We start from the raw sequence: 16,163 nt of genomic DNA on the forward strand, positions 1-16,163 counted from the left end.
GACGCGGACAGCGTCAGCCTCGAAATAGCCATTACCCTCATGGGGATCCCCTCTGTTCTTGCGGCACATCGCGCATGCCAGCTTTGTGGCCGTGTGAATCCGGCCTGTGTGCAAGCTAACCGGTAACGATTGCATGTCAACGGGTGAGGAGGCTATCTTTGATAGCGTTATCTCGCTTTTTCAGGATGCTGCGGCTTTTGTGCCGCGCCTTATCGGGCGGCGTCTTCCTGCGCCTGCCATGCGGTGATCGCCGGATCGTCGCGCAGGATACGGGCGGCGGGATCGAGCCGGTAGGGAATGTCCGCTGCACCCAGATCGACGCTGCCGCGACCGCCCGGCATCGGTACGGTGCGAACCGCGCCGGTGAGCGGATCGCCGACTCGCACCTCCACCGGCATGGCGAAGGGGCGGGCGGCGCCGCTGTCCCACCGCAGCAGCAGCCGGGTGCCGTCCCGTTCCGCCACCAGCCGCGGCAAGGCGGCCTGCCGCAGGTAGGTGTCGAAGAACCAGCGATGATCCGCACCCGTCACCTCGCCGACGATCCGCGCCAGATCCTCGCTGCTGCGGCGCACGGGCACGAAATTGCCCGGCTGCGGGTCATCCCGATCATAGACGAGCCGGCGCAGCACCTGCCGGAAAGCCACGTCGCCGATCAGGCCGCGCAGCGTATGGGCGATCCAGCTTCCCTTGTAATAGATGTCGTTGCCCCAGCCGGCTTCCTCATCGAGGTAATTCCCGGTCGCGGCGGGGTCGGCGGGTACCAGCGGCACGCGATTGAGGATGCGCTTGCGCTGATCCCACAGCGCGGCGTTGTAAGCCACCTCGCTACCCTGCCACAGCAGGTAGAGCGGCTGCATGTAGCTGTCGAAGCCCTCGTGCAGCCACATCTCGCCATCGGTGGCATTGGTCATCTGGTTGGCGAACCATTCGTGACCGAATTCATGCTGCGCCAGCCAGTCATAGCCCTCCGGCGCCAGCTTGTAGCCATTGCCGTAGGCGTTGATCGTCTGGTGCTCCATGCCGAGATGCGGTGTTTCCGCCAGCCCCACCTTTTCGTCGGCGAAGGGGTAAGGGCCGACGACCTCCTCGAAGAAGCGGAGATAGCGCTGCGTCTCCGCCAGCAGGCGCGCGACATCGTCCGGCTTGTCGCCGGGCAGGTGCCAGTACTGCACGGGGATGATGTTGCCGTAGGCGCTGCGATAGCTCGCCTCCGCCAGCAGGTACGCGCCGATCTGCAGCGTTACGCCATAGGCGTTCGGTTGCCGTGCGCGCCAGCGCCAGGTGGCCCAGCCGTTCGCATGCGTTTCTTCCACCAGCGTGCCGTTGGCGGCGGCGACCAGCCCGTCGGGTACGCGGATGGCCAGGTCCAGCAGCGCGACCCGCTTTGCCGGGTGGTCGAGGCAGGGCCATAGCAGGTCGCATCCCTCGCCCTGGATAGCGCTGGCGATCCAGGGCTGCCCGTCCGGCGTCCGCGCCCAGGTCATGCCGCCATCCCATGGCGCGCGCGCCGCGACATGCGGTGCGCCGTGCCAGCGGATACCGACCTGCGCCGTGCCGCCCGCCGGCATGGAGCGGGGCAGGGTGATGCGCAGCAGCCCGTCGGGATTGCGCCATGCTGACGGGGGCAGCGCCTGTCCGTCCACGCTGATCCCGTCGATGGCGAACCGCGGGTCGAGGTCGAAGGCGACCTCCCGCTGCGGGGCGTCGACCGTCACCGTGTAATCGGCGCTCCCCGCGATGCTGCGGGTCGCGGGATCGACGGTGAAGCCCAGCGCCAGATGCGGCAGGGTCATGCCGGCGCGTACGGGATCGAGCGGCAGCCCGCTCTGGCGCGTCCGCTCCGCCAGGGCGGGCTCCTGCGCCATGGCGGGCTGCGCGCATGCCAGCGCCAGCAGCGCCAGCAGGCCGCGCATCAGCGTTCCAGCGGAACAGTCGGGCTCAGGCGCTGGATCTCCGCATACAGCGCTTGAGCCCGGCGGCACGCATCCTCGTTGCCATCCTCGCAGCGTTCGCGCTGCCGGCGATAGTCACGGTCCAGCTTGCCCAGCTGTTCCTCCCGCCGGCGGATTTCCCGGCCGCGCGCCTCGTCCGCCTCGCTCTGGCTGGTGGTCGCAAGGTCGACGGCGCCCGATGCGGCCCGCACGGGCAGCGTCGCGACGTTGTAGGCCGCCTTGGCCAGGCACCCGCCCAGCAGGCAGGGCAGCAACGCGGCGGCGAACAGCAGGGGCGAACGGATGGGGAGGGAGCGCATGGCGCAACCGTCTGCCATCACGGCGTGCAGGTCAAGTTGCCCGATCCCGCGCGCCTCACATCGCATTGCGCAGTGCCGCGCACCTGCACGTCGCCCGATCCGGCGATGGCGCCACTGACCTTACCGTTGCTGGCGAAGGCGGCATCGCCCGATCCGCTGACCCTCACCTCCGCCGCGCCGACCTGCAGCCTGGCCATGTTGGCGGAGCCGCTGCCGGCGATGCCGAGTTCCAGGGTCTCCGCCGTGCCACCCGCGGCGATGTCGCCGCTGCCCGCCAGCGCCACCTTCAGCCGGCTGGCGGTGACCTGCGGCGCGGACAGGTTGCCCGAACCGCTCAACCGCAGCTCCGCCTCGCCGCTCAGGGCATCGCTCGAAAGATCGCCCGATCCGCTAAGCGCCAGACTACGAATGTTGGGCAGGGTCACCCGCACGATTGCCGCAGGTCCGCCGCGCGGCCCGTCACCCTCCCGCCCGATCGCCAAGGTATCGCCCGTCCGGTTGAAGCGCAGCCGTTCGGTAGCCGTTGCCGGCCCTTCCGCCCGAACGCTGAAGGTCGCGCCGGTGGTGACCAGCACCGTGTCCGCCCCGGCCAGCGCGACGCCCGTCGGCGGCGTTCCGTCAAGGTCGAACTCGGCCAGCGGCACGCCCGTGCTGATGTTGCCCGCGCCGACCTTGACTCCGCATGCCGCCAGCATGGCGGTGACCGCCACCAGCACGCCGCCACGTATCCACCCGGTGCGTATCGACCTGCTTCCTGTCACCCGCATCGCGCTCACCTCCTCAAGTGTGTTGCCGTGGTAATACGGCAAGATAGCGGAGTGTGCAAAGGGAAACGCGCAACGAAAAAGGGGCCGCCCTGGCGGGCAGCCCCTTCTGGTTCAGCGATCCCGTCGCTCAGGCGACTTCGGCGCTGTCGTAATATTGCGGCGCGTGCTGGCGCAGCACGTCCAGGATCTTGGTCAGCGCGGTCGGCTCGTCCGTCTTCTCCATCGCGGCCAGCTCGCGGGCGAGGCGGCTGGATGCGGCTTCGAAGATCTGCCGTTCGGAATAGCTCTGCTCGGGCTGGTCATCCGGCCGGAACAGGTCGCGCGTGACCTCCGCGATGGAGACGAGGTCGCCCGAATTGATCTTGGCCTCGTATTCCTGCGCGCGGCGCGACCACATGGTGCGCTTGATCCGGGGCTTGCCCTTCAGTGTCTCCATCGCTTCCTTCAGCGTCTTGTCGCTGGAAAGCTTGCGCATGCCGATCGCTTCCACCTTGTTCACGGGGACGCGCAGGGTCATGCGTTCCTTTTCGAAGCGGAGCACGTACAACTCCAGCTTCATGCCGGCGATCTCCTCGCTCTGCAGCTCGATCACCCGGCCGACACCATGCTTGGGGTAAACAACATAATCGCCAACGTCGAATGCGGGGGCGTTGGAAGCCATTAAGCAGTCCTTTCTTGTCGGACAGGCAGGCTGGCAGCTGTCATCAGGCGGGGCACCGTCATCTGCGGGTGACCTGCCGTTCGCGCGCGCGACGCTGCTGCGTTTGGGGAGATTATCCTGCCTTCCTTGTCACCCTGCTGCCGGCGCGTGCGACAACGCGCGCCGGAACAGTTGATGAAGTGTGTAGCAGATTCGCCACACAAATTCCACCCTTGTGCGTCGCAACCTTCCAGAATTGAACGATCAATCGCCTTCGCCCGGCTCCGCACTGAAATACTTGTCCAGCTTGTCCGTCTCGCCCTTCATCTCGTCCGCGTCGGCGGGCGCGTCCTTGCGCTGCGTGATGTTGGGCCATTCGGCGGAGTACTTGGCGTTCAGTTCCAGCCAGGTTTCCAGCCCGCTTTCAGTATCAGGCAGGATCGCTTCCGCCGGGCATTCGGGCTCGCACACGCCGCAATCGATGCATTCGGACGGATTGATGACGAGCATGTTCTCGCCCTCGTAGAAACAGTCCACCGGACACACTTCGACGCAATCGGTGTACTTGCACCGGATGCAGGCGTCCGTGACGACATAGGTCATGCTATTCTTCCGTTCCTTCATGCGCGCGCCGGCTGGTACGGCGGCAGCGGGGGCGGGCCTGCTATGGTGAGTGATCGGCGCCAGTCAAGGCCGGCCTCGCCATGGGCCCTACCTCCCGGTAGTGCGTGCGCGCCTCCGTAGCCGGACCGCGCCGCAAAGGCAGCGACAGGATTTCTATCACCAGCACATGGCGCGCCATCGGCAGGGTCAGCGTGTCGCCGGGGCAGACCGGCTGGTCGGTGCGCAGCACGCGGATCCCGTTGCGGCGCATGTGCCCTTCGGCGATCCAGCGCTGCGCGAGCGTGCGGCTCTTGGCCAGGCGCAGCGCGAACAGCAGCTTGTCCAGCCGCATCGCGCCGCACGCGGCCTCCGTCACCGGACCAGCCCCGCAAGCGCGGCGAAGGCGTTGCCCTCGGGCAGCGGCACGGCGCGCGTATCCTCCGGCGGTTTGCCGTGTCGCTCGTTCCGGCGCTCGTCGGCGCGAACCGGCCGCCAGGTCCAGCGTTGCGGCGCGGGCGGGCCGAACTGCCCGTCGGCCAGCGGGCGGGGATTGCCCGCCGGGCGGAAGCCTGCATCGCGCAGCAGCGCCTGCAGCGTCGGGGCCTGCAGCCCCATCGACGTGGCGAGCGACAGGTCGAGCACAAAGGGCCGCCGCCCGCCCGCGCCGCGCGCATCGAAGGCGGCGCGCACCACCCGCTCCACCATGTCGAGCCGCACCTGCTGCCGCCCGGCCCGGCGATAACCGGCGAAGCGTTCGCGGGCGCCGGTCACCACCGGTTCCATGCCGGGGTTGAGCGGAGCCACCGGCGCCAATGCGTGCAGCAAAGCCCGCGCCGCCGGCTTCAGCAAGGCCGGCACGAACAGGTCGAGTGCCCCCACGGTGACGCCCAGCCGGCGCAGCAGCGGGCGGCGATCCTTGGGCAGATGCTGCATGCCGGCATCCGCGCGCGGCACGATCCCGCCGCCCGCCGCCAGCGTCAGCAGCACGGCGCGCAGTTCGGTGCCGGTGGCGGGATCCGCCGCCGCATCCTCGATCCGGCGCAGCGGGGCGAGCAGGGCCAGCCGCGCCTCCAGCCAGGCGGCCAGCGCATCGGCCAGCCGGGTGCGTTGGCCCGCCTCCAATTGCGTCAGTTCGCGCGCCAGCTTCAGCCTGGGGCGGCTCAAGGTGCGTCCGCGTTCCAGCGTGGCGATCGCGCGTCCGCCGCTCCACAACTGACCATCGCGCAGTTCCACCGCGCCAAGTTCCGCGCCGATCAGCGCCTCGGCCCGCTGGGCAAGCAATTGCGGCAGGTGCTTTTCCGCCGCGGCCAGCATCAGCCGCCGGTCCTCGTGTCCGGCGCTCGCATCGACCACGAAGCGGAAGCCTTCCAGGTGACCGATCGGCTCCCCTTCCACCAGCACGCGGCCATCCGCGTCCGCCTCAACCCGCATCAATCCCCCATCCTTCCCCAGGCCGCGCATCAGGACGGCGGTGCGCCGGTTGACGAAGCGCTCGGTCAGTCGCTGGTGCAGCGCGTCGGACAGCCGCGCCTCCACGCCCCGCGCCCGCGCCGCCATCTCGTCGCGCGCCAGCACCCAATCGGGTCGCTGGCAGATATAGGCCCAGGAACGGATCGCGGCGATGCGGCCCTGCAGCGTGTCGATATCGCCGCCGGTGCGGTCCAGCTCCGCGATCCGCGCGGCCACGAAATCCGCGCCCAGGTGCCCGGCACGCAGGTCGTCCCACAGCCGCGCGACAAAGCGGCTGTGCGTCTCCGCACCCTGCTGGCGGAAGTCAGGCAGCTGGCACGCCTCCCAGAAGCGCCGCACGCTGCCGGCCCCCCGCACCGTGCCGGCGATGGCGGGATCCTCCGCCAGCCGCTTCAGCACGGCGAGGTCGATCGCCTCGGGCGCGGGCGCCAGCTCGGGCCGGTCAGGCTTCGCCTCCAGGTCGGCGATCAACTGCCCGATGGAGCCGGTGCGCGGTTCGGCATTGCGCCAGTAGAGTTTCGTCAGCGGCGCGAAGCGGTGCTGCTCGATGGCAAACACCTCGTCCTCCGTGAACTCGGGCTCCCCGCCGCGGCTGCCGCCCGCCCCTGAGCCCCCAAGCGTGCCGAAGGTGCCATCCTGCTGGTGCCGCCCGGCGCGGCCGGCGATCTGCGCCATCTCCGCCGGGGTCAGGCGCCGCTGGCGCACCCCGTCGAACTTGCTGAGGCCCGCGAAGGCGACATGCGTGACATCGAGGTTCAGCCCCATGCCGATCGCATCGGTGGCGACGATGTAATCGACCTCGCCCGACTGGAACAGCGCCACCTGCCGGTTGCGCGTCTCCGGGCTCAGCGCGCCCATCACCACCGCCGCGCCGCCGCGGAAGCGGCGCAGCATCTCCGCCACCTGGTACACCTGCTCCACACTGAAGGCGACGATGGCGCTCCTGGGCGGCAGTCGGCTGAGCTTGCGCGGGCCGACATGCGTGAGGGTGGAGAAGCGCGGCCGTTCCACCAGCTCGGCCCTGGGGTACAGCGCGCGGACCAGCGGCTCGAGGGTTGAGGAGCCCAGCAGCATCGTCTCCTCCCGCCCGCGCGCATGCAGCAGCCGATCGGTGAAGATGTGCCCGCGTTCGCGATCCGCCGCGATCTGCGCCTCGTCCAGCGCCACGAAGGCATGGCCGCCGCCGTCACGCGGCATCGCTTCCGCCGTGCACAGGAAATAGCGCGCGCCCGGCGGCTCGATCCGCTCCTCCCCGGTGATCAGCGCGACCTTGTCATCGCCCTTGATCGCGCGCACCCGGTCGTACACCTCTCGCGCCAGCAGGCGCAGCGGGAAGCCGATCGCGCCGCTGGAATGCGCCACCATCCGTTCGATCGCCAGATGCGTCTTGCCGGTATTGGTGGGGCCGAGCACGGCCCGGAGGCGGCTGTCTGTCGGGGGAAACAACACGATGGATGCAGTGTGGCGACACCCGGGCACGGGTGCAAGCGGCGCGGCAGGTTCATCCCGTCGCAACACAGCCCCGGCTCATCGTCGTTAACGGCCGCGCAACTTCAAGCGGATAGCGGCTTGCGGCACGGGTGGCGCACGGAGGGGGCGAGGGGCCGGCTTGGGCACTATGCAGCCAGTTGCGAAGAATGTGGCGACACCGCTGGTGGACCGCGGCCAACGCCGCCGCGCCGCCGTCGGCCAGCCGCGCCGTCGCATCCTGCGTCGCCCGCGCATCGCGGTGGACCTCGGCCGCGGGATCGGCTCGCGCCGCTGGCTGACCGGTCTCGCCGCATTGGTCGCGCTCGCCACGCTGGCGTTGGTCGCCGTGCCCGATTTCTCGCCGCTGGTCGCGGCACCGCCGGTCGCCTTGCAGGAGCGGGAGGCGGACGAGTTCCGCTCGCTCGGCATCGCGCCGCTGGCCTTGGGCGCGGATAGCGGCCGGCACATGGGGGCGAGCCTTTCCGTCACCCGCCTGAAGGCGACGCCCGATCGCCCGCGCATCGACGTGCAGGCGCGCTTCGCCAGTGGCGACACCTACGAACGGTTGCTGGCGCGCGCCGGGGTCGGCGGGGCGGAGGCGGCGTTCGTTTCCCGGCTGATCGGGCAACGCGTGCCCGCAGCCCAGGTGGCGGCGGGCACGCCGGTCGACCTGACGCTGGGCCGCCGCGCCGCGCCGGGAATGTCGCGCCCGCTGGAACAGCTGGAGTTCCGCGCCCGCTTTGACCTCGCGCTCGGCATTGAGCGGCGTGGCGGCACGCTGGCGCTGGTGCCCCGGCCGATCCGCACCGACGCGACCCCGCTGCGTCTGACCGGCAAAGTGGGCGATGGCCTCTACCGCTCCGCCCGCGCTGCCGGTGCCCCCGCGCGGGCCGTGCAGCAATATCTGCGCGCGCTGGGGCCGAATGCCGGCGTCGCCGCGGGGGACGAATACGACATGGTCATCGCTTGGCGGCGTGCGGCGACGGGCGAGGTGGAGGAGGGGGAGCTGCTGTATGCCGGCCTCACCCGCAACGGCCGCCCGCGCCACCAATTGCTGCGCTGGGGCCGAGAAGGCCGCTTCTTCGAAGCGAGCGGCGTAGGCCAGCAGCGCGAAGGGATGGCGCAGCCGGTGCCAGGCCCGATCACCAGCCGTTACGGCCCGCGCCGGCACCCCATCCTGCGGTTCACCCGGATGCATGCCGGCAATGATTACCGTGCCGGCCACGGCACGCCGATCCGGGCGGTGACCGATGGCACCGTCACCTATGCCGGGCGACATGGCGGCCATGGAAATTTCGTTCGCCTGCGCCATGCGGGGGGACTTGGCACCGGCTACGCGCATATGAGCCGCATCGCGGTTCGCAACGGCGCATCGGTCAAGCGCGGGCAGGTGATCGGCTATGTCGGTTCCACCGGCCTTTCCACCGGACCGCATCTTCATTTCGAGGTCTATCGCGGGGGCAGGACGGTCAATCCGTCCTCCGTCCGCTTCACCACCCGCGCCCAGCTGGAAGGGCGCGAGCTGGCGAACTTCCGCGCCCGCCTGGCAGAGCTGCGCCGCGTGACGCCCGGCGCCGCATTGCAGCCGCTGCCGCCGGAGCCGGCGGCGGCCGTCGAGGCGAAGCCGCTGCGCGAGATCGATCGGGTGGACACGACGCAGGTGGTCGGCTGACCTTGCAGGGCGGGGCCGGATGGGGCACGCCGCCCCGATGACCGGAGCCTACCCCGCCACCCGCCTGCGCCGCCCCCGCGCCACCCAGTGGAGCCGGGCCATGCATCGGGAGACCGTGCTGACCCCCGCGGACCTGATCTGGCCGCTGTTCGTGACCGACGGCACCGGGGTGGAACAGCCCGTCGCCTCTCTGCCCGGCGTGTCGCGCTGGTCGGTCGACGGCATCGTCGCGCGGGCGAAGGAGGCGGTGGCGCTCGGCATTCCATGTCTGGCGCTGTTCCCCAACACGCCCGCGACAGCGCGCAGCACGGACGCGGCGGAGGCGCTGAACCCCGACAACCTGATGTGCCGCGCGATCCGCGCGATCCGCGATGCCTGCGGCGATGCAATCGGCGTACTGACCGATGTGGCGCTCGACCCCTATACCAGCCACGGGCAGGACGGGTTGCTGGATGACAGGGGCTACGTCGCCAACGACGTCACCGTGGACGTGCTGGTGCAGCAGGCGCTGGTGCAGGCCGCCGCCGGTGCGGACATCGTGGCGCCGTCGGACATGATGGATGGCCGCATCGCCGCGATCCGCGCCGGGCTGGAAGGCGCCGGCCACCACAATGTCCAGATCATGAGCTACGCCGCCAAGTACGCCAGCGCCTTCTACGGCCCGTTCCGCGACGCGGTGGGCAGCTCGGGCGTGCTGCAGGGCGACAAGAAGACCTACCAGATGGATCCTGCGAATGGAGACGAGGCCCTGCGGGAGGTCGCGCTCGACCTGGCGGAGGGGGCCGACAGCGTGATGGTGAAGCCGGGCCTCGCCTATCTCGACATCATCTGGCGGGTGAAGGAACGTTTCGGCGTGCCGGTCTTCGCCTATCAGGTCAGCGGCGAATATGCCCTGATCGAGGCGGGCGTGGCGGCCGGGATCGCCACGCGGGAGGCGCTGGTGTTGGAAAAGCTGATCGGGTTCAAGCGGGCGGGCTGTTCCGGCATCCTGACCTACCATGCCCCGCTTGCCGCGCGGCTGCTGAATGCGTGAGTTCACCCTTGCGACGCCCCGGCTGGTCCTGCGCGACTGGCAGGAGGCCGATCTCGCGCCGTTCCACATCATGTGCCGCGATCCGCGGGTGATGCGCTTCGTCGGGCCGGACCTCACCCGGCGGCAGGCCGCTGGGGAGATCGCCCGCTATCGCCGCGAACAGGAGCGCGACGGCCACAGCTTCCGGGCGCTGGAGCATCGGCAGACGGGCGGCTTCATCGGCTATTGCGGGGTCCGGCTGGGCTGTCCCGGCACGCCGCTCGCCGGGCAGCCGGAACTGGGCTGGCGGCTCGCCACGCATCTGTGGGGGCAGGGCTACGCGCACGAGGCGGCGGTGGCCGCGATCGACTGGGCGTTCGGCAATCTGGGCAAGGACCGCGTGATGGCGATGACCTCGCCCCGCAATGCGCGATCCTGGCGATTGATGCTGCGGCTTGGGATGCGGCACCGGCCGGAGCTGGATTTCGGCCATTCCCGCCGCACTGGCGCCGCGCGGCATCGGCCGCATGTGGTGTTCAGCATGGACCGCAGCGCATGGCAGGCGGCATGAGCCCGCAGGACCGCTTCCCCTGGGCCACGATCCTGCCGTTCGGCGGCAAGGTGCCCGTCATCCACGAAACCGCGTTCGTCGCGCCCGGCGCGCGGATCATCGGCGATGTCACGATCGGGCCGCAGGCGAGCGTGTGGTACAATTGCGTGCTGCGCGGCGACATCCACCGCATCGTCATCGGTGCGCGCAGCAACGTGCAGGACGGCAGCGTCTTCCATGTGGAGGGGCCGCGCCCCGACACGGACGGCCAGCCGACGATCCTGGGCGAGGATTGCGTGATCGGCCACATGGCCGTGGTCCATGGCGCCGTCGTGGAGGATCGCGGCTTCGTCGGCATGGGTGCGGTGGCGATGGACGGGGCGGTGATCGGCGCGGGCGCGATGCTGGGCGCTGGTGCGCTGCTCGGCCCCGGCAAGGCGATCCCCCCGGCGGAGATCTGGGTCGGCCGCCCGGCGAAGTTCCTGCGTGCGCAGACGCCGGACCAGGTGAACAAGATCCGCTTCCAGACCGAACGCTATTGCCGGCTGGCAGAGGCGCATCTGGCGGAGCTGCGCGGTTAGGCGACCGCGCTGATCCGGGCGGGGCGGCGTTCGGCGGCCCACACGCTGATCGTCAGTTCCCCCGGCAGGTGGCCGACCACGCGCGCCTCCAGCCCCAGCGCGGTCAGCCAGTCCAGCACCGCCTGATCGGTGAAGCCCAGGCGCGCATGGGCGAAGCGGCGGCGGAAATCGTCGCGGTCATGGCTGGCCATGTCGGCCACCACCATCGTGCCGCCCCGCGCCAGCACCCGCGCCGCCTCCGCGATCACTGCCTCCGGATGGTGGGCGTAATGCAGCACCTGGTGCAGGATCACGGTGTCGAACGCGCCATCTTCCATCGGCAGGGCATACATGTCTGCCTGCGCCAGTTCGGCGGTGATGCCGCGCTCCGCCAGCCGTGCCCGGGCGAAGCGCAGCATCTCGGGCGAACGGTCGACGCCAAGCGCCGCCGTGGCCCGCGCCGCCAGCTGTTCCAGCATGCGCCCGGTGCCGGTCCCGATGTCGAGCAGCCGGCCCAACGGTCGCCGGCCCAGCGCCGCGTCGATCACCCGGTCGACCTCGCTGTCGGGCACATGCAGGCGGCGCAGCTCGTCCCAGCGCCAGGCATTGCGTTCGAAGAAGCGCTGCGCCTCCGCCGCGCGATCGGCACGGATCGCCTTCAGCCGGGCGCGGTCGGCGGCGAACAGCGGCGTCTCGCCGCCAGTCTCGGCCCAGGCGTCCAGCAGCGCGAAGATCGGCTGCACCCGCGCGGGCGGGCCCAGCCGCAGGAACACGGCGGTGCCTTCCTTGCGCCGGCGCACCAGCCCCGCCTCCTGCAAGGCCTTCACATGCTGCGACATGCGCGGCTGGCTCTGCCCCAGCACCTGCGCCAGTTCGCCCACGGTCAGTTCCAGGCTGCGCAGCAGCATCAGCGTGCGCAGGCGCATGGCATCGCCCAGCACGCGGAACATGTCTTCGGGCGGAACCGTGTTCATCGCGGCATTGTTATCGCCCTCGCGGCGCGTCGTCAAAGCTGCTTGCGTATATAAGCAATCGCTTATATTGGGTCGCACCAAAGGAGCAGCGGCATGAGTGTCCCGGCGATGTTCGACCATTATCCCGCCCCGCTGTTCGCGTCCGCGGCGGGCGATGTGGAGGTCTCTTTCGAGTTCTTCCCGCCCAAGAGCGACGCGGCCATGGCGTCCCTGCTGGCGACCGCCGACAGCCTCGCCTCGCTCGGCCCCCGCTTCGTGTCCGTCACCTATGGCGCGGGCGGTTCGACCCGTGGGCGGACGGAGGAGGCGGTGCTCGGCATCGCGCGCGAGACCGGCCTCGCCGCCGCCGCGCACCTGACCTGCGTGGGCGCTTCGCGGGCGGAGGTGGACGCCATTGCGGACCAGTACTGGCACGCCGGCGTCCGTCATATCGTCGCCCTGCGTGGCGACATGCCCGAACCGCATCTGCCCTACGCCCCGCATGATGATGGCTACGCCAATGCCGCCGCGCTAGTCGCCGGGCTGAAGCGGCTGCATCCGTTCGAGATTTCGGTCGCCGCCTATCCCGAATGCCACCCCGATTCCGCCGACCTCAGTGCCGATCTCGACAATCTGTGGCGCAAGGTCGATGCCGGGGCGGACCGGGCGCTGACCCAGTTCTTCTTCTCCGCCGACACGTTCTTCCGCTTCCGTGACGAGGCGGCGGCGCGCGGCATCAAGGCGGAGATCGTGCCCGGCATCCTGCCGGTCGCCAATGTGGGCCAGCTGCGCCGTTTCGCCGGCATGTGCGGTGCGGCGATCCCGCCATGGATCGATCGCCTGCTGGACGGGCTCGACGAACGGCCGGCCGCGCGCCAGCTCGTCGCGGTGACGATCGCGGCGGAGCTGTGCGCCGCGCTCTATGCCGGCGGGGTGCGGCAGTTCCATTTCTACACGCTCAACCGGGCCGAACTGACCTACGCCATCTGCCATCTTCTGGGCTTGCGTCCCGCTGCCCAAGCCACAGGAACCATCCACCCGCGTTGACCGCGTGCCATATTGTAGTACAAATGCCCGCCATGTGAGATGACCGCCCAGCAAGGGGCGGATGGTGGGAGAACTTAACGATATGACCCGACGGATGATGCGCACGCTGGCATTGGCGGCGACGATGCTGGCGGGTGCGCTCGCCGTGCCGGCACAGGCGCAGACCGTGCGGCCCGATCTGCAGCTCGGCAGCGAGGTCCAGACTTTCGGCCGGGTTTCCTTCGACGGGCGCTCGCTGATGATCGATGGCGAGCGCAAGGTGATCTGGAGTGCGGAGGTCCATGCCTTCCGCCTGCCCAGCCCCGATCTGTGGCGCGACATCCTGCAGAAGATGAAGGCAACCGGCTTCAACACGGTGGCGTTCTACTTCGACTGGGGCTTCCACAGCCCCGCCCCTGGCGTGTATGATTTTACCGGCATCCGCGACATCGACCGGCTGCTGACCGTGGCGGAGGAGGAAGGCCTCTACGTCATGACCCGCGCCGGGCCGTATGTGAATGCGGAACTGACGCGGGGCGGCTATCCCGGCTACCTCGTCAATCAGCGGGTCCGTGCGCGGACCGACGATCCCGCCTATCTGGCGTCCGTCGATGAATGGCTGACGCGGGTCAACGCGATCATCGCCAAGCACCAGATCAACAATGGCGGGAACGTGATCCTGCACCAGATCGAAAACGAGCTGGCGCTGACCACCCCGGCGCAGCGTCGCTACATGGATCACCTCTACGCCCGCGCGAAGGCGGACGGGATCACCGTGCCGATCTTCCACAACGACCAGGGTCGCAACGGCTATTGGGTGCCCGAAGGGTCGGGGGTCCCCAAGGTCGTCGATGGGCCGCAGGACATGTACGCGTTCGACGCCTATCCCGGCGGCACCTGCACCGTCGGCGGCGAACCGACGCGCGGCTCTGCAGCGCCCGATTGGGGCTATTACGGCGTTGGCGGGGCCAAGGGCGGCGCATCGGCCAGCCCGAACACCCCCGGCTTCGCGGCCGAATTCGGCGGCGGCTGGTTCGATTACTGGGGCAGCAATGGCGGCTACGAATGCAACGCGGTACAGCGCGGCCGCCGCTACCAGCGGGTGTTCTACGGCACCAACCTGGCGAACGGCATCGGCATCCAGAGCTTCTACATGGGCTATGGCGGCACCAGCTGGGGCTGGCTGCCCGCGCCGGTCGTGTTCACGTCCTACGATTACGGCGCCGCCATCGCGGAAACGCGGGAGGTGCGCGACAAGGCGCTGGAGCTGAAGCAGCTTGGCGGCCTGATCGCCGCGGTTCCGGCCATGGCGGGCATGATCCCCGCCGCGCCGGTGGAAAAGTCCACCGACCAGGTGCAGGTCTATCACAACCGCTCCCCCGAAACGGATACGCGGTTCATGCTGGTGACGCAGAACCCCAGCAACAATAGCGGCGACCACAGCTTCACGGTTACCGCCGACCTGCCCGACGGCCGCTACACCATGCCGCTGCGGTTGCACGGCTTCGATGCCAAGTGGCTGGTGGCGGGGGCGGACGTCGCCGGGCAGCGGCTGGTCTGGTCCAGCAGCGAACTGCAATACGGCTTCATCCAGGACGATGCCGCCCTGATGCTGATGTATGGCCGCAAGGGAGAGGAAGGGCGCACCCTGCTGCGCTACACCAGTGCGCCGACCGTCACCGTGCTGGATGGCGATGTGCGCCACAGCTTCGACGCGGCCAAGGGCGACCTGCAGCTCGACTATACCCATGGCGGGCTGGCTCGCGTCAGGATCGAAGGCGGCGGGCGTCCGGCGATGACGCTGCTGATCGCGGACGAGGAGGAAGGCTGGCGCTTCTGGAAGGATGGCGACGTGCTGGTGCGCGGGCCGCAATTGCTGCGCTCCGCCGAACTCAAGGGCGGGCGGCTGGCGCTGACCGGCGACACCGCGACGGCCAGCCCGCTGGAGATATGGGCACCGCGCGCCGCGCGCTCCGTCACCTGGAACGGCACCCGCGTGCGGCTGGCGGCCGGGCAGGGCGGCAGCCGGGTCGCCACGGCCGAGCTTGCCGGGCCGCGCGACTTCGGCCTGCCGGCGCTGGATGACTGGCGCGTTGCCGCCGGCTCGCCGGAAATCGCGCCGGACTTCGACGACAGCGGGTGGCAGGCGATCGACCGCCGCGCCTATGCCAGCACCACCGCGCGCCCCGATGGCGAACCCAACATGCTGATGGACGCCTACGGCTTCCACGAAGGCGACGTATGGTATCGCGGCCGCTTCACCGGCACGCCCGATGCCGAACGCATCCGCCTGTATTACGGCGCGGGCGGCAGCGGCATGGTGCAGGTGTTCCTGGATGGGCAGCTGGTGGGGCAGGACGACCTGCCCTGGGGCCTGCCGCGGCCGATCACCACCGGCACCGCGAACTTCGACCTGCCCGACGCCGCCCGCCAGCCGGGCGAGCACGTCATTGCCGTGATGGTGCGTAACAACGGCCATAACTGGGACCTCGACGCCGACGACTTCCACAAGGAGGCGCGCGGCCTCGTCTCCGTCTCCGTGGAGCCAAAGGGCGGCCGGTCCTTCGCCATCCCGCTCTCCTGGAAGATCCAGGGGCGGCAGGGGGGCGAGGATATCGTCGACCCGGTCCGCGGTGTGCCCAACAATGGCGGCCTGTACGGCGAACGGCAGGGCTGGCACCTGCCCGGCTTCGACGATCGCCGGTGGCAGCGGCAGGCCGCACCTGCGACCGACATCGAACCCGGCACGACGTGGTACCGCACGAACTTCGATCTCGCCGTGCCGGAAGGGCAGGATGCGACGATCGGCGTGCAGTTCGGCGACCCTTCGGTGCCCCGCTCCGAAGGCGAGTACCGCGTGCTGGTCTTCGTCAATGGCTGGCACATGGGCCAGTTCATCGCCCATGTCGGCCCGCAGCGGACCTTCCCCATCCCCGAAGGCATCCTGAACCATCGCGGCGGCAACACGCTGGCGCTGGCGGTGACGAGCGATGGCGAACCCGGCAACACGCTGGAACCGGTGCGCCTAGTCACCATGCGCAATGTGCGCGGCGGCCTGAAGGTGGACGCGGTCGAGGCGCCGGAGACACTGGCGGCGGACTGATTGCGGCGGCGGTTTGCGGGCGAAGGTCGGCCCGCAGACCGCCGCTTTCTCCGCCTGGCGCGAAATGATATCCTTCGCCTGCAAAG

14 protein-coding genes are annotated in these 16,163 nt (G+C 69.8%); 6 read left to right on the forward strand and 8 right to left on the reverse strand.

The features are described from left to right. Positions 1–209 precede the first annotated feature (209 nt). The 7 genes from V5740_RS12465 to V5740_RS12495 form a co-directional block, all read right to left on the reverse strand. Positions 210–1,913: a M1 family metallopeptidase gene (locus tag V5740_RS12465; protein WP_347302799.1), complete on the reverse strand. Its 1,704-nt coding sequence runs from the start codon at positions 1,911–1,913 to the stop codon at positions 210–212. Next, positions 1,913–2,251 (reverse strand): hypothetical protein, encoded by a 339-nt coding sequence (locus V5740_RS12470; RefSeq protein ID WP_347302800.1) that lies wholly within the window; start codon positions 2,249–2,251, stop codon positions 1,913–1,915. Before V5740_RS12470 ends, V5740_RS12465 begins: the two co-directional genes overlap by 1 nt. A gap of 17 nt (positions 2,252–2,268) precedes the next feature. Then, the gene (locus V5740_RS12475) at positions 2,269–3,018 is read right to left on the reverse strand and encodes a head GIN domain-containing protein (protein WP_347302801.1); all 750 of its coding nucleotides are present in this window, start codon (positions 3,016–3,018) and stop codon (positions 2,269–2,271) included. Positions 3,019–3,145: 127 nt separating this feature from the next. Then, positions 3,146–3,679: a CarD family transcriptional regulator gene (locus V5740_RS12480; RefSeq protein WP_347302802.1), complete on the reverse strand. Its 534-nt coding sequence runs from the start codon at positions 3,677–3,679 to the stop codon at positions 3,146–3,148. Positions 3,680–3,922: 243 nt separating this feature from the next. Next, complete coding sequence (gene fdxA, locus V5740_RS12485; protein ID WP_347302803.1) at positions 3,923–4,261, reverse strand: ferredoxin FdxA; 339 nt, start codon at positions 4,259–4,261, stop codon at positions 3,923–3,925. Between the two features lie 61 nt (positions 4,262–4,322). Beyond that, entirely contained in the window at positions 4,323–4,637 is a 315-nt protein-coding gene (locus V5740_RS12490; protein ID WP_347302804.1) for a S4 domain-containing protein, read from the reverse strand. After that, on the reverse strand, positions 4,634–7,096 hold the full coding sequence (locus tag V5740_RS12495) for a helicase-related protein (RefSeq protein ID WP_347304524.1): 2,463 nt from the start codon (positions 7,094–7,096) through the stop codon (positions 4,634–4,636). Before V5740_RS12495 ends, V5740_RS12490 begins: the two co-directional genes overlap by 4 nt. Positions 7,097–7,385: 289 nt before the next feature. Here V5740_RS12495 and V5740_RS12500 point away from each other — a divergent pair, with 289 nt between their 5' ends. Genes V5740_RS12500 through V5740_RS12515 form a run of 4 tightly spaced genes read left to right on the forward strand, consistent with a single transcriptional unit; the run spans position 7,386 to position 11,016 of the window. Continuing rightward, positions 7,386–8,873, forward strand: a complete 1,488-nt coding sequence (locus tag V5740_RS12500) for a M23 family metallopeptidase (RefSeq protein WP_347302805.1) — start codon at positions 7,386–7,388, stop codon at positions 8,871–8,873. A 37-nt stretch (positions 8,874–8,910) separates the two neighbouring features. Beyond that, on the forward strand, positions 8,911–9,906 hold the full coding sequence (gene hemB, locus V5740_RS12505; RefSeq protein WP_347302806.1) for a porphobilinogen synthase: 996 nt from the start codon (positions 8,911–8,913) through the stop codon (positions 9,904–9,906). Then, the gene (locus tag V5740_RS12510; RefSeq protein ID WP_347302807.1) at positions 9,899–10,456 is read left to right on the forward strand and encodes a GNAT family N-acetyltransferase; all 558 of its coding nucleotides are present in this window, start codon (positions 9,899–9,901) and stop codon (positions 10,454–10,456) included. Before hemB ends, V5740_RS12510 begins: the two co-directional genes overlap by 8 nt. Next, positions 10,441–11,016 (forward strand): gamma carbonic anhydrase family protein, encoded by a 576-nt coding sequence (locus tag V5740_RS12515; protein WP_347302808.1) that lies wholly within the window; start codon positions 10,441–10,443, stop codon positions 11,014–11,016. Before V5740_RS12510 ends, V5740_RS12515 begins: the two co-directional genes overlap by 16 nt. On the opposite strand, the gene V5740_RS12520 is transcribed toward V5740_RS12515, so the two are convergent. Further along, entirely contained in the window at positions 11,013–11,969 is a 957-nt protein-coding gene (locus V5740_RS12520) for a metalloregulator ArsR/SmtB family transcription factor (RefSeq protein WP_347302809.1), read from the reverse strand. The two genes, V5740_RS12515 and V5740_RS12520, sit on opposite strands and share 4 nt — an antisense overlap. 93 nt (positions 11,970–12,062) lie before the next feature. Here V5740_RS12520 and metF point away from each other — a divergent pair, with 93 nt between their 5' ends. Continuing rightward, a complete protein-coding gene (metF, locus tag V5740_RS12525) occupies positions 12,063–12,995 on the forward strand; it encodes a methylenetetrahydrofolate reductase [NAD(P)H] (RefSeq protein ID WP_347302810.1) in 933 nt (310 codons plus the stop codon). Between the two features lie 97 nt (positions 12,996–13,092). Then, positions 13,093–16,077 (forward strand): beta-galactosidase, encoded by a 2,985-nt coding sequence (locus tag V5740_RS12530; protein ID WP_347304525.1) that lies wholly within the window; start codon positions 13,093–13,095, stop codon positions 16,075–16,077. Positions 16,078–16,163 lie beyond the last annotated feature (86 nt).

This window comes from Croceibacterium sp. TMG7-5b_MA50 (assembly GCF_039830145.1).
Taxonomy (GTDB): Bacteria; Pseudomonadota; Alphaproteobacteria; order Sphingomonadales; family Sphingomonadaceae; genus Croceibacterium.